Origin of the sequence: Algibacter sp. TI.3.09, from assembly GCF_038154905.1 — a bacterium.
Lineage (GTDB): Bacteria > Bacteroidota > Bacteroidia > Flavobacteriales > Flavobacteriaceae > Algibacter.
On sequence record NZ_JBAKAN010000001.1, the window covers coordinates 1,268,409 to 1,283,693 of the forward strand.

Sequence of the window (15,285 nt, forward strand, 5' to 3'; positions counted from 1 at the left end):
TTCATTTAATAGTTCTATTTTCAATTAATTTTCTATTCTTTTTTTTCAAAAAGCCATTATAATAATTCGACCTTAAAAGTGCCTTTCGGAATGATAACAGTAACATTATTCGCTTTAGAATTAACTATAGGAACTTTTATACCATCAATTTTTACTGATGAAACACCAACTGCATAAAAAGTTACTTTAGTTCCAGGAGAAACAATCTTACCAGTTGCCAATTTAGCGTCAACACCAGTACTCATGGATAATGCAACTGAAGCTTCGGATTGAAATCCTATTAACGTCTGTTGCCCTGATTTAAAGGATAATCCCTTTACAAAATAAGAAACCAAGTTCCCTCCTAGTTTTCTATAAACTATATTTTCTCCTTGAAAAGATTCTAAACCACGTTTTCCTTTTCCATTACCATGTGAAGTAAGTGCTATATCTACAACCTGACCTTGGGTAATTTCACTACCTGAATAATCGCCAGTTTTGATTCTCTTTATATCTCCTGCTTTATGGGTTTTATCACCAGGAAATAACACCGTTAAAATATCGGCTTGTTGGTTGCGTGTATTATAATTAACATACATATAATCTGAAGCAAAGGCATACCCCGATCTATCTTGATTGGCTGTCTTTTTTAGTTCTACCGATGCTGGTTCTGTACCTAAAAAGGTAGTTAATGTGGCCTTGTTATCAGAATACAAACGAGGCCCTGCATTTCCTTTTTCTATTTTAATTTCAGAAAAGTATTCGGTGGTATTCTTAACGGTATTTAAAATTGCTGAATTAGGATGCCACACTACATTTACATTATCTTCTTTTTTATCCGTAGTAACATGATCCATAACCAAATAATACCCATTAACATTATTTGAAGGTTGCATAAACACCACATCTCTAAAATGAGTTCCTTCTATTGCTTTAATACTAGAGCCTCTAAAATATTCTATATCCTGTCCTATTATGCCTTCAATAATACCATCTCCCACTTTAGAGGTATGTCTTTTTCCACCTATCATTAAGGTATTAGCTGCCTCTGAATTTGAATGCATAAAATCGAAAGTAGCCGTTACTCCATTTATAGTAGCATTGGTATTAGGACCATCGTAACCAGCATTACGCATTAAAATTTCGCCATATCCCGCCAATGCCAATGCATTAGTTTCATAATGGGTATGATATTCAATATTACCCTTAAGATTCATCATACTCATGTAAAGGCCATTATTAGATTGATCTTTGGATTTTAAAGCACCATAATTTTCAAATAAACGACTTGGTGCTAATTCTGCATCATTGGTATTAAATTCTAATGGATTATTTTTTGCAGCTGTTCCTGCCATAATTAGGTAATTAGACAAATGGCCTTTTAAAACACCTTCTGAAACACCAGCACCTTCACGTAATACCCACATGCCATATCTATAGGCTTCTGGTGAAAAGCGAGCCCCCGAAACTATATGTGGAGACAAAATGATATTTCCGTCTTCAATATCCCATGGCTTTTGAACTTCGGTATTTCGCGAATCGCCATACAGTAAAATTCTTCCGAAAGGCGCTGCAGCATAACCGTATATAAATTCTTTTAATCCAATAATTCCTGGGTTAGTGTAATATTCATTATACCCCATATACTCCATGATATCTAACATGGTATTTTTGGCTGCACGTTCAATAGAGTTCCATCGTTGTACGCAGTAGCCATTACCTGCAGGCGATACTCCATCATTAGGCATATAGTGCTCTGATAATCCTATATCAAATTCTTTTTTTGCATTTTGAAATTTAGCGTCGTATCCAATATATTTATAATACATCATTCTCATAGCCCATCCATGAGGATCCCATTTTCCTATTACTAAGGCCATTATTTTATCTTCTAGCCAACTTTCATATTTAGAAAGAACCTCAGCATCCAAATCATATCGAATAACATCGAGTGCCAAAAGCGCATAAAACAATTCATGAGAACGTACAGAAGATGTAGCGGCGCCATTACCAATTATGATAGTTTGAATTCTAGTTTCGAATTTGTTTTTAATAGCACTAATATATTTAGCTTTATTTGCAGGGTCTAGAATATAGGCTAGCGCGTTAGATCCCATAACATCTCGGGTTTCACCATCTCCTAGATTTGCAATAGAAATAGCACTGGTTTTCATGGCTCCAAACATTTTAGAAGTCGTTGCCAGTTTTCTCCAGTATGCGTAATCGTTAGTATCAATTATGTTTCCTGCATACCCTTGAAGTGGGATAAACACTGTACAAAAAAATACTATTAAAACTAAGTTGGTAGCACCATTAGTTACTTTCATATTGTTATCACTATTTAATTTATCTGCTATTTATTCGTTTAAATTCTCAATTACTCCAATAGCTCATGCATCTTCCTAATATTAAATCGTCTATTCTCGCTTTTTAAATTTAAAGCATCATCTCTACTTGGACTGCTCGTAACCCAATACCGCATGTGGTTCTTGCAGCAAGCCTTTCATATCTTCTATTATATCTTTATATTTAGCATTATTTGAATGTACTAGGTTATTCCATTCATTTGGATCGTTTTCCTGGTTATAAAGTTCCTGAGAACCATCAAAATATTCTGTAAATCGATAAGAACCATATTTCACAGTAGCATACTTCCCTCTTCTGAAAGTATAAGCTGGGTGTTCCCATTTAAGGCTAGGATTTTTTATAAGAGGAACTAGACTTTGCCCTTCAACTTGTTTATTTTCAGGAAGCCCGCATAACTCTAATAATGTTGGGTAAAGGTCAATAAGTTGAACGTTAGATTCAACCGGCTTAGCAATACCGTTTATTGAACTAGATCTAGGATCCTTTATGATTAATGGCACTTTAGTTGAACGATCCCAAGCGGTGTGTTTTTGAAACCTACTTTTTTCTCCCATATGAAATCCGTGATCCGACCATAAAACGACAATGGTATTATCTCTATACGGACTCTTTTCTAGGGCATCTAATATTTTTCCAACCTGAGTATCTGTAAAGGTTATGCAAGCCATATAAGCCTGAAGCATTTTCCGCCATTGGTTGTTCTTAATTGCCCATGGTACATCGGGATACGAATTCCAAACCGATTCGGCTGCTTCAGGAATATCATCATAATCATCGGCTTTATAAGGCGGAAGTTCGATGTCATCAAGAGGATACATATCTAAATACTTCTGTTGAATATATAAAGGCGTATGCGGACGCATAAAACCAGTCATCAAGAAGAATGGTTTATCGTGTTCTTGTGATAGTTGATCTACAGCCCACTCAGCAGCTTTATAATCACTCATTTCATTTTCTGGTTTGTGTATTGGGCCCCAATCCAACAGTCCTTTTGAGCCGAACCAGTTTAGTCTTTTCTTTTTACCATTTTCATCTAGATTGAAGTCCCATGAACCACGACCATGAGATACATCAACTGTTTCTTCGGGAACGTGATGATGAAGTAACTTACCAGCAGCCATCGTCTTATAACCATAATTCGAAAAATATTGATAAATGAGAGAAGAACCTTTCTCTTTAACAGCGTTAACAACCTCTTCATCCTCCCGCTGTATACTGCCTTCCATTCCGAAGCCCAAACTGTGATAATACATTCCAGACATTACGCTAGCTCGAGAAGGTCCACAAACCGCGTATTGACAATGGACTGAATTAAAAAATGTTCCTTGCGAAGCCAAAGCATCCATATTTGGAGTAATGGTTTGGTTATTGCCCATATAACCTGCCCAATCATTTAGGTCATCGACCGCAATAAAAAGTACATTTGGTTTCTTTTCTGTTTTCACTTTTTTAGATGAGGAACAGCTTGCAATAAGACCTAAACTTATAAAAAGGAGAAGGAGTCGTTTCATAGGGTAATATTTTTTATTAGTAATAAAAATTGTTTTAATCGGTTATCGTAGCCAATTAGGAATAGTGTTATTATCTTCCCATTCTTTTACAATACCATCTAATTTATCGCCTTCCCATTCGGTTGAACCGGCAGGAATAGCATCCTGTTTTGGCAACCATTTTTTATGCGCTTCAATAACGTCAGCATATTCAGGGTTACCAGCTAAATTAATATGTTCTCCTGGGTCGGTTTTATGATTGTATAATTCTTCGCCGCCATTGCGATACCTAATGTATCTCCATTTGTTACTCCTTACTGCATGGTTTTTGTAATACCATGTTGTTAATATAGACCGCTCTGTTTTTGTTTCTGGCGAATTAATTAATGGCACTATACTTTCGCCTTCTAATTTTGGTAATTCAGGAAGATTACAAAGTTCTGTTAATGTAGGATACACATCTAAAAGGCTAACCACCTGACTGCTTTTTTGCCCGTTACTTTTGTTATTCGGAACCTTAAAAAACAAAGGCACTTTTGTGGCTTCTTCCCAAAGGGCTTGTTTTCTAAAATGGCGTTTTTCTCCTAGGTGCTGCCCATGATCGGACCATAAAACAATAATGGTGTTTTTTCCATTCGGACTTTTCTCTAAAGCATCAATTACCTTTCCTATTTGCTCGTCTACAAATGTTACGCAAGCTAAATACGATTGTACCAATTCTGGTAAAATTTCTTTTTTCTTGCTTACATCGCCCCAACCGCCACGAGGTGTGTAACCATAAGCAATGGCTTTTCCCATAATGGGAATATCTTTAAATTCATCTTCAGGAACTTCTGGCACAACAATATCTTCGATAGGGTATAAATCGAAATATTTTTTTGGTGCTGTATATGGTACATGCGGACGAATAAAACCAACTGCCATAAAAAATGGTTTATCTTGTTTTTGATTAAGCTTATTGATTGCCCAACTAGCTATTTGCTCATCATACATGCCTTTTTCAGGAATATCTTCATCCTCTAAAGGGCCACCACATAAGGAGTAAAACCTATTAGTATCCTTATAGTTTTCAATTATATCTTTTTCACCATAAAGTTCTACCAACTGACCTCCATTTTTTGGAAAAGGATAAAACATAGTACCTCGATACCCATAACCATTTTCTTTTATATGTGGCTCCATATTTCTCCAAAATTGAGGTGAATATTCGGTCCAAAAATCATCTGTTTTATCTTTATAATCCGATTCACCGCTATGGAAAACTTTTCCTGTAGCGTAGGTATTGTAGCCATTGTTTTTAAAATGCTCTGGTAGCATACTATGGTTTGCCATGACGGTTTCATAATTCTTTTTCATATTAGCCGTAGAACTATACCAACCAGACGACGTGGGATGAATCCCGCTTAAAATTGAGTTTCTTGAAGCCGTACAAACAGGTTGCGATGCATGGGCATTTGTAAATAAAACACCTTCGCTAAATAACCTATCCATGTTAGGTGTAATAGCTTGTGAATGCCCAATTAATGCGCCTTCCCAATCGTTTAAATCATCTACAGAAATAAAAAGCACGTTTGGCGATGTATCTATTGAAGTCTCTTTACTTTTAGTTGACGAACAACTTGATAAAAACAAAAAAATTATAAATACTGCAAATATTCGTTTCATTATGAATTTTATTATGATTGTTGCTTATTAAGTTATTTTTTCAGTTTTGCGACTGCAATTCCAAATTCACCAGAAATAGAATAATAGAGATATACCTCGTTATTATCAATCAAAATAGCGGGATCTCTTAATTCATGAACCGGATTTCGAGAAAAACCATTTACAGATGTTTCGATAGGAAGATTAACACCTTCATAATCTTTTTCGGGTTTTAAAATTTCATTGGGAGTACTAGCCTTCCAACTCTCCCATGTGCCTTCAGAAAGATTGACTTCACAATTAAGAATACGTTCTGGTGAATCTACCTTTTGAGAATAAAACACAACGAGTTTATCTCCATTTAAGCTTAATGCTGTATGTCTTGCCTTTGGTAATATTAAAGCGCCTTTCATAAACGGTTGCATGCCATCTTCCGAACGATAAAAAGTACCTTTTACTAAAGCGTAATAACTAGATTGGTATTTAAAAACTCGAAAATAGGAAGGCCCCAATACAGTCTCTGATGCCTCAAAATTCAGCCCATCATTAGATGTGCTAAAAAACGTTTTTTGCCCTTCTTTGTTATGGTTATAGCCATGAAAATACATTCTCATGGTTTTTGTTTCGTCATCTTTAATAACATCTGGTGATGCAATATGACCTACTGCTGCGGTTTTATCGATATGAAGTACACCTGGTTTATAAATTGTCCATGGACCGGTAGGCGAATTGGCATAAGCTAACCTAATAAATTTACCATGATGGTGCGCAAAGTACATGTAATATTTACCTAAAGGGTTTTGGACCCAATCGGGAACTTTAATAACCGAAGGCCCATTAATATTACCGCCTATTTTACCTTTTAGCCCATCCATTTTGGGAGAAATCATGGGGTTGTTTTCTGCCCTAACAAACTCATAATTCCCCCAATCTATAACATCCAATTTGGATTTACAAGATGAAGCTCCTAAAGTTATAAATAAGCAAATTAGACCATATAATGCGCTGGAATGGTTCATATTATTTTTTGTTATTATCGAAATATGAGATTAAACTATAAACATTATTATTTACAGCTTCCATTTTTTTCATCATTGGTTCCCAAACTTCATATTCATTACTTACAATACCTTTATTAGCATCAATATTTGAAGGATCTACGCCTTTAGCCGTTGGATCGTTGTCTTGATATTTAAAATAATGCCAACCCACACAGTTTTTAGACTCCAATAAAGCTAGATTATAATTTTGATAAAAAAGACCGCGATCTTCTTGTGTACGTACAATCCATCCAGCTCCACTAGTATTTCCCATACCAGAATCTTCTCCCTTTGTATAATACTCGGTAACTATAAAGGGTTTGTCCGACCATTTTTCCCAATCACGCATTTGTTCTGCATCTGGTGTCCAGTAATTGTAATAATTATTAGAAATGATATCGAGATATTTACCAGCCGTTTTCATAAATGCTTCGTGATTTTTTTCTTTAGCATAAAAACGTGAACCAATATACATATGGTTAGGATCGTACTTCTTAATAGCTTTAGAAATTATTGAAAAATATTTATCGGCTACAACAGCCATAAATAATTCGCGATGATCGTTTGTAATTTCTTTCTTGGTAATTCCTTGTTCTTTTAACCAAGCGGCAGCGGCTTTATAACCAAAATCGTTGGTTGGTAAACTTAAATAATTATCCAAAGCTTTAAATTTAAATGGCATTTCATTATCGGAAAAATGTCCGAATAAATTAGGGTCGTCTTTATACTGTAACAGTTTTTTAGCGTGCGTATCGCAAAAGGTTTCAAAATTTGGATCAAACACAAAAATAGCATCGTTTGGATATCCTGTATGTCCAGGTTGCTGGTGTGTGCCACCACGTTTGCGCCCGTAACTACTCATAAAATTCCAATTTACCGTATACGGAAATGGTTTTTCTAAGGTTTTATTTACTTCTACAATTGCATCCACATCACTCCAAGAACCTGCACTATTAAAACCATTGTCTTGTAACATCCTTAACGTTTGGTTTATCCAGTTTTCTTTAGTTTGAAACTTTTTTGTAAACGCTGCTCTAGTACGTTCAGATTTCCCTGTATTGATACTATTTAAAGCAATATTAAAATATTGATAGCCTAACGGATCGATACCCCACCAACGATCGCCTATTTTTTTAACATGGAAAAAGCCTGTAGCTGCACCTGTTTGTTTACTTAAATCGCCACCATACTTGCTTGTTTCTTGCTTAGTTTCAGCTACATTATAACCGGGAAGAAAATCTACTGTTCGAGTTTTAAAAGGTTTATAATCTTTATAACTTCGAGTACCATCTTTATGATACACTTTCACCTTAGCATCAACCATTACAAACTCTTTATCAGCATTTGTAGCAGGCTTTTCTTTTGGTTTTGTATTTACGCAACCAACGAATAAGCTTGCTAAAAATATAACAGATATTTTTTTCATGACTTTAATTTTTTTTTTCAATTTTACCACTGATAATCTTTTCCTTCTCGGCTATCTTTCCATGATGCTTTAATTTTTTCTAATTCCGCCATCATGGTTTTTAATACTTCTGGTTTTTCTAAAGCTAAATCGTGTTTTTCTCCAGGGTCGCTTTTTAAATCGAAAAGCATCATGCTATCTCCTTTATTCGGAATACAAATTTTATATTGTCCGCTAACCAATGCATAAAGTTCTGTTCCATTATACAAACGCTGATAACCTGAAGCGATAGGAACGGTTCTTTCTTCGGAAGCGCCATTTAATAGTACTGGTTTTAAGCTCACGCCATCCAAAGGAATTTTCTTGCTTGGTTTAATATCAAGGATATCTAAAATAGTAGGTAAATAATCTACCGTCGAAGCCTGATAATTTAACTTTTGATTGGCATTAATTTTTCCTGGCCATAGTGCTAAAGAAGGTACTCTTAAACCACCTTCGTACATAAGGTGTTTATGCCCACGAAACGGACCAGCAGAAGCGATTCCTTTTTTAGTAATTGGTCCCGAAGGTCCATTATCACTAGTAAAAAAAATAATGGTATTATCTTCAATATTCTTTTCTTTCAAAAAACTACGCAAGCGCCCAATTTGATCGTCCATAGCCGTAATACAGCCATACAAATGTTTTTGTCCTTCTGGAAGGTTTGGGTATTTTGCTAAATACTCCGGTCCTGCAACCACAGGTTCGTGTGGTGTATGAAACCAAATAGTAGCTAAAAAGGGTTTATTTTCTGAAATAGATTTTTCTATAAAAGGAATCGCGCGATCCATAATAATACGACTATCATCTCCCTCTAAATTATCGGTTACCGGTGTTCCGTTTTCAATATAAATAGATCCGCCCCACGACCCGTCGTCCATAGCTCCCCAACTTTTCCATCCTTCTGGTGTTTTTGTTGGATTCCATGTAGGCACAGCACTTTTAGTAGCAAAAGTTTCATCATACCCATGATGCCATGGTGGTGAGTACATTCCGCGAGATTCTACTTTATCGGGTTCTAACCAACCTAAATGCCATTTACCGAAAAATCCAGTTTCGTAACCTTCTTTTTTTAGATACTCTGGAATTATTTTTTCTGCAGGCCTCATACCTCCTGTATGCGCGGCAAAAATGCCTTGTCTAAACGGACTTCTACCCGTTAAAACACTAGCTCGTGTTGGAGAACATAATGGTGCTGCCGCATAGAAATCGGTAAAAGTTACACCCTCTTTAGACATATTATCTAAATGAGGGGTAATAATGTTATGGTTTCCATTAAACCCAACATCTCCATACCCTAGATCGTCCGCCATAATTAAAATAATATTGGGCTGACTTTGTTGCACCTTTTGAGCGAAACCTTGAAACGCGACTAAATTAAGAGTGAAAAATACAGCCTGTTTATAAAAAAATCGATTTATCATATATCCTGTTTTAAAGTATAACTACTTGTTATAGCCTTCATTTTGTTCCATTTCTGCTCCTGTATTGGCATCTATAATACCCTGTGGAATTGGTAAATACTCATTATACTCAAATACTTTAGAGGCATCTAAACGTGGATTGTATTTTATAGTCCATTCGTAAAATGTCCCCGTTCTTACTAAAGTATGTTTTCTATATTCTTCAGTAACTAATTCGCGAGAGCGCTCCTTTAAAATAAACTCTAAAGTAACATCAGAAGCGTCAATTTCTGAAGCGTTAGAACGTCTTCTTAAGTCGTTTAAATATTGAGCTGCCAAATCGTTTTTACCTTGGTTCATTAACGCTTCGGCTGCAAGCAAATATGTTTCTGCTAATCTCACAAACATTTGATCGTCGTATTGCCCTGCATTAGATGCATTAGCAAAAAAGAAAGGATCGTTATATTCCCATTTTCTAACCCATGGCCATAAAAAATGCTCTTCTAAATCGTCTGGCTCATCATAATCCATATTGGTATACTGCACCACATCAAAATCAGTAGCAGTTTCATCGGTTGGAAAAACATAATATTTTTTTACACAATGCTCAGAATATCTATCATCGAAAGATTCGTACCAACCGAAAGCCGAATCGGTAACAGATAAACGCCCTGCTCCTTTACCTCCATTATACGTGTATTGTGTATCCAAATCTAACTTTTTCAACACAGCATCTTTAGTATAATATGTAATCCATGCATTTTTCATATATATATATTCATTTCCTACAATATCGGCATACGCATTATTTATTACCCAAAGCACTTCTTTATTGCCATCTTCGGGTCTTGGGTTATCAAATATATCTGAAAACGCATTACCTGGCTGTGATGTGTTAACACCAAATCTAGAAGTCATAAGTTCGTATTCCGGACTATTTATAACTCTAAGCGCTTCAGTTTCCGCCTTTAAATCTTCGCCCATATCAAGGTATAACTCTGCTAACATTGTACTCGCAACGGCACTGTTTACTTTACCTGTTTGCTCTTTCATTTCAAGATGATCGCGTGCAAAACTTAAATCAATTTCCATTTGGGCATTAATTTCTTCTATAGAACTACGTTCCCAATCGTTACGATAAGTTGTTCCATCAATTTCTTCAAGACTTAAAGGTACAGCACCCCAACCATATCGTAAATGACGGTAAGACCAAGCACGAATCAATCTGGCTTGTGCAATTACTTTATTTTGATTTACTACATCTGCAGAATCATTTCCTCCCATCCAATCAACAGCTGTAGTTTCAGCGCGATTGATAATTAAATTACTTGAATTAATAATTCTATATAACAAATTAAAATTTGATCCTACTAAGCTATTTTCTGAATTTAAATCGGCATAATCGTTAAACGGATCTATTTGTCCTGCTCCATTATTTACAAAAGCATTATCCGTACCCATTTGCCATAAAGATGCACGTGTAGTATTGCTTTGCGACAATCTATCTTCTCTAACCAATGCATACAACGCATTTAAGCCATTCTCGAAACCATCATAATTAAGTAGCAGGTTTTCGGCGAATATATCATCTTTTGGTTCTTCCTGTAAAAAAGTCTCTTCATTACAAGAGCTCATTAAAGCGGAACCAATGATTACTAATAATATCAGTGTTTTTTTCATGTTATTATTTTTAAATTTTTATTTAAATACTAAGTTTTAAACCTAGTAAAAAAGATGTTGTTTGAGGCACAGCAGTTTGCTGAGATGAGCTGTTTGAAAATTCAGGATCCAAACCTATCCAATCTGTTTCTGTATATAAATTTTTAATATTAGCAAATAGCTCTAGATTACTAATCTTCAATTTCTGTAATGCATCTGAAGGAAATTTATAATTAAGTGTAATATCTTGTAACCTTATAAAATCGGTACTACGATAAAACTGCATACTACGTTGATTTACATTAGCCGACCTATCATTTCTTGGATATGTATTACTTTGATTTTCTGGAGTCCAAAACGCTACATCATATCTGTTTTCTCTAAGATCAATATCATTAGTATACAACAATGTATTAGCTTGTGTAATACCTGAAACCATATTTAAAAAGAAACTTAATGACCAATTTTTATACTCGAATGTATTGGTTAAACCTGCTACGAAATCTGGAATTTGGCGTCCGATAACTCTTTTATCTGAAGGCGAGATATCTCCACTACCATCAGCATCTAAATATCGAATATCTCCTGCCTGAACATCGCCTTGTGGCGTACCTGTAGCATCTTCTTGGTATATACCATCGAAAACATAATCAAAATTAACATTAATAGGCTCTCCAATAAACCATTCATTATCAATATCGTCAATATAATTCCCTTCACTATCTGTTAACCCCACGTTAACAATTTTAGTGTTATAATGTGCGATATTAAAATTAGTAGACCATTGAAAATTATCGTTTCTTACATTTACAGTTGATATTTGAAACTCTATTCCTGTATTAGATGTTTCACCAATATTTTGAGTTATAGAACCTGTACCATTAACGTTAGAGATAGATTTACTTAACAAAAGATCGGTTGTTTTTGATGAATACACATCTATTAACCCTTTAACTCTATTTTTAAAAAATCCAAAATCTAATCCAGCATTAAAAGACGCTGTTGTTTCCCAGCCTAAGGTAGGATCTCCTAACCTACTTGGATAAAAACCGAATAAGGTGCCATCGTTTTCGTCAACATAATCTATAGATGATAAAGTTGGTAATGTAGAATAAGCAGATACAGCTTCATTTCCACTTTCACCATAAGACAATCTTAATTTTAAATTATTGATAGTATTTGAATCTTCTAAAAATTTCTCATTCGCAATATTCCATCCTACTGCCGCCGAAGGAAAAATCCCAAACTTACTATCTGTTCCAAATGCTGAATAGCCATCACGACGTGCTGTTAAGGTTAGTAAATATCTTGAATCGAAAGCATAATTAGCTCTAAGCATTTGAGACAAGTGTGTTTGCTTGTTATACGATGCCGTAGGCTCTATTAAACTAGCTTTACTTGCTTGGTAATAAGTCATTACATCATTAGGAAAACCTTGTGCACTTACATCATGATTTTCAGACCATTCGCTTTGCGCACTATACAGTCCTGTTAAAAATATAGAGTGTTTTCCGAAGGAATTTTTATAACTTACAATATTCTCAACAAGCCAGTCTTCATCATATTCATTTGCTAAATCTAACGAGCCACCAACACTCAAACCAGATCGGGTATTTCGGCCTCTATATGTTTGCGCTAATCTAGTGCGGTAATCGTAACCTGTGTTTAACTTATATGATAATCCTTTTACAAAAGGGACATCTATTAAAAGGCTATTATTAGATGTAAATCGACGAGATATATCGCTATTATCATATAACAGCGCTGCTAATGGATTCGTTACGTATACGCCATCGTCCCAAGTTTCTAATGTTTGAGAGCCATCTTCATTAAATGGGACTCCTAATGGATTCATAGAGAATGCGCCAGAAAAGCTAGCATTATTACCACTTCGATCGTAATAACCGTATTGCGTACTTGTATTAAACGTCATCCAAGGTAATAATTTGTGATCCAAATTAATTCTTAAAGTATAACGCTTAAAATCATCGCCAAGCGAAACCCCTTCAGAATTTAAGTATGATAACGATACATAATATTTTGTTTTTTCAGAACCTCCTAAAAACGATAAATCGTGTTGTAATGTCTGCCCTGTTCTTGTTGCAAGATCTACCCAATCAGTATTTCTACCAGCTGCATAGCCTTCATCTTCTACAAGAGACGTTGTTAATCCACGGTCTATTTTAGTTTCATAAAATGTTTTACCATCCATTAAACTTGGTATATTAACTGCTTGATTAATGGTTGTTGACACAGAATAGTTAACCGTCATCTGACCTTCTTTTCCCTTTTTTGAAGTAATAAGAATAACACCATTTGCACCACGAGAACCATAGATGGCTGCAGCCGATGCATCTTTTAATACTTCGAGAGATCCTACATCTTTCGGGTTAATTTCAGATAAATTTCCAGAGAAAGGAACACCATCGAAAATAATTAATGGTCCATTGGAAGCAGAAATAGAGTTTTGTCCTCTAATTAACATGGAGTTAGAAGAGCCTTCGGCGTTTGATGCATTTACCGTAATATTCATACCTGCCATAGTACCTTGAAGCATTTGCTCTAAACTAGCTCTTGGCCTAGATTCTAGTGTTTCTGGACTTACAGATACTACAGACCCAGTTACATCACTTTTCTTTTGAGTTCCATACCCCACAACCACAATTTCATTTAAAGCAGTCTCAGAAGTTGTCATAACCGTATTAATAACGGTTTTGTTACCTATTTCAATTTCTTGAGTAGTCATACCAATGTAACTAAACACGAGAGTCCCTCCATCTCCAGGAACTTGCAATGTAAAGTTTCCATCAAAATCTGTCATGGTACCCGTGCTTGTACCTTTTAATAACACAGAAACACCAGGTAAAGCGCCTCCGTATTCCTCAGAAACCTGTCCTGTAATCGTTTTATTTTGAGCGTACCCAAAAAAGGTAAACAAAACAAACGCTAAACACAGAGGTTTAATTAATAATTGCTTTTTTTTCATAAATCTAGTTTTTAGTTTGGTTGTTAATTTTAGTTTGTCTTAGTAAGGCTTCTAAGTAGTAATAATCGGCATATATTAGTGGTACATCGATCTCAGAATCTTTTGGTTTAGATCCCGTTGAGTGCTTTAATAAAAAACCTTTATTAGCGCCTTTAGTGTTAAAGTATTTTTTTGATGATAATGATGTTAAAATGTTATTTGCCGTATTTACATAGGTGTCCTTATTTTGACTAGAATACGCACTAAGTTCAAAAAAAGCAGATGCCATAACGGCTGCAGCCGAAGCATCTCTAGGTTCGGTTTTAAAATCCTTTAAATCGAAATCCCAAAGCGGCACATAATCTTCTGGTAATGTTGCGATGTTTAAAATATAATTAGCCACGTTTTCAGCTTGTGTTAAATAAACAGGATCTTTTGTTTCTCTATATATCATGGTATAACCATAAAGCGCCCAAGCTTGACCACGAGACCAAGACGACTCATCGGCATAACCCTGATGCGTGTTTTTTGAAACTACCTCACCCGTTTCTGGGTTGTAATCAACCACGTGGTAAGAACTATAATCATTTCTAAAATGATTTTTCATGGTTGTTTTAGCATGCGTATTTGCGATGTTATAAAACACAGAATCTCCTGTTTCTTTCCATGCCCAAAACAGCAATTCTAAATTCATTAAATTATCTATAATTACTGGATAATCCCATTTATCTTTATTGTGATCCCAAGATCTAATACAGCCAATTTTTTCATCAAATCGCGTTATAAGTGTTTTTGCCGATTGAATTAAAATTGCTTTATACTTTTCATTTTTAGTTACTTTATATCCCTCTCCAAAACTTGGTATCATTTTAAATCCTAAATCATGGTTTGAAGCATTAAATTTTTCACTTTCTAATTCTAAGGTATAATACTCCGCTTTTTCCTTCCATTGGTTTTCTCCGGTTAAATTATACATAGACCATAAAACTCCTGGATAAAAACCGCTAGTCCAATCTCTTTTTCCTACTAAATGTAGTTTGCCAGATGGCGTTAGTGTTCTTGGAAAAATTCTACTCGTATTTTTGAGACCAAGCGTATCTTTTATTTCAGGAAAATAAGAAAGCTGTTCCGTTATGGTATTGATTAATTTATCATGACTTACCTTTTTATTTTGCTGAAAATGGCAAGCTTGAAATAAAACAACAAAAAGCATTAAAAGAGTGATCCGCCTCATAGAAATATATATTAGATTAACAAAAATAACCTTAGCTCTTTCTTTATTTCTATTAATTGT

9 protein-coding genes are annotated in these 15,285 nt (G+C 35.1%); all 9 read right to left on the minus strand.

Going from position 1 to position 15,285, the window contains the following annotated elements:
* Positions 1–56: 56 nt before the first annotated feature.
* Complete coding sequence (locus V6246_RS05035) at positions 57–2,306, minus strand: hypothetical protein (protein WP_341559345.1); 2,250 nt, start codon at positions 2,304–2,306, stop codon at positions 57–59.
* Positions 2,307–2,429: 123 nt separating this feature from the next.
* Positions 2,430–3,857 carry a sulfatase gene (locus V6246_RS05040; RefSeq protein WP_341559347.1) on the minus strand — a complete coding sequence of 476 codons (1,428 nt, stop codon included), beginning with the start codon at positions 3,855–3,857 and terminating at the stop codon, positions 2,430–2,432.
* A 42-nt stretch (positions 3,858–3,899) separates the two neighbouring features.
* Positions 3,900–5,501, minus strand: coding sequence for a sulfatase (locus tag V6246_RS05045; RefSeq protein ID WP_341559349.1), 1,602 nt, complete (start codon positions 5,499–5,501; stop codon positions 3,900–3,902).
* 32 nt (positions 5,502–5,533) lie between these two features.
* Positions 5,534–6,499, minus strand: coding sequence for a hypothetical protein (locus tag V6246_RS05050; protein WP_341559350.1), 966 nt, complete (start codon positions 6,497–6,499; stop codon positions 5,534–5,536).
* 1 nt (position 6,500) lies between these two features.
* Positions 6,501–7,946, minus strand: a complete 1,446-nt coding sequence (locus V6246_RS05055) for a hypothetical protein (RefSeq protein ID WP_341559352.1) — start codon at positions 7,944–7,946, stop codon at positions 6,501–6,503.
* A gap of 23 nt (positions 7,947–7,969) precedes the next feature.
* Complete coding sequence (locus tag V6246_RS05060) at positions 7,970–9,388, minus strand: sulfatase family protein (protein WP_341559354.1); 1,419 nt, start codon at positions 9,386–9,388, stop codon at positions 7,970–7,972.
* A gap of 21 nt (positions 9,389–9,409) precedes the next feature.
* On the minus strand, positions 9,410–11,047 hold the full coding sequence (locus V6246_RS05065) for a RagB/SusD family nutrient uptake outer membrane protein (protein ID WP_341559357.1): 1,638 nt from the start codon (positions 11,045–11,047) through the stop codon (positions 9,410–9,412).
* A 22-nt stretch (positions 11,048–11,069) separates the two neighbouring features.
* Positions 11,070–14,012, minus strand: coding sequence for a SusC/RagA family TonB-linked outer membrane protein (locus V6246_RS05070; RefSeq protein ID WP_341559359.1), 2,943 nt, complete (start codon positions 14,010–14,012; stop codon positions 11,070–11,072).
* A 4-nt stretch (positions 14,013–14,016) separates the two neighbouring features.
* The gene (locus V6246_RS05075; RefSeq protein ID WP_341559361.1) at positions 14,017–15,225 is read right to left on the minus strand and encodes a glycoside hydrolase family 88 protein; all 1,209 of its coding nucleotides are present in this window, start codon (positions 15,223–15,225) and stop codon (positions 14,017–14,019) included.
* Between the last annotated feature and the right edge of the window lie 60 nt (positions 15,226–15,285).

What these genes read in the sequence shown, in the direction of transcription:
- V6246_RS05050 (WP_341559350.1), bottom strand. Translation starts at nt 6,499, where the DNA reads ATGAACCATTCCAGCGCATTATATGGTCTAATTTGCTTATTTATAACT.
- V6246_RS05045 (WP_341559349.1), bottom strand. Translation starts at nt 5,501, where the DNA reads ATGAAACGAATATTTGCAGTATTTATAATTTTTTTGTTTTTATCAAGT.
- V6246_RS05040 (WP_341559347.1), bottom strand. Translation starts at nt 3,857, where the DNA reads ATGAAACGACTCCTTCTCCTTTTTATAAGTTTAGGTCTTATTGCAAGC.
- V6246_RS05060 (WP_341559354.1), bottom strand. Translation starts at nt 9,388, where the DNA reads ATGATAAATCGATTTTTTTATAAACAGGCTGTATTTTTCACTCTTAAT.
- V6246_RS05070 (WP_341559359.1), bottom strand. Translation starts at nt 14,012, where the DNA reads ATGAAAAAAAAGCAATTATTAATTAAACCTCTGTGTTTAGCGTTTGTT.
- V6246_RS05055 (WP_341559352.1), bottom strand. Translation starts at nt 7,946, where the DNA reads ATGAAAAAAATATCTGTTATATTTTTAGCAAGCTTATTCGTTGGTTGC.
- V6246_RS05065 (WP_341559357.1), bottom strand. Translation starts at nt 11,047, where the DNA reads ATGAAAAAAACACTGATATTATTAGTAATCATTGGTTCCGCTTTAATG.
- V6246_RS05075 (WP_341559361.1), bottom strand. Translation starts at nt 15,225, where the DNA reads ATGAGGCGGATCACTCTTTTAATGCTTTTTGTTGTTTTATTTCAAGCT.
- V6246_RS05035 (WP_341559345.1), bottom strand. Translation starts at nt 2,306, where the DNA reads ATGAAAGTAACTAATGGTGCTACCAACTTAGTTTTAATAGTATTTTTT.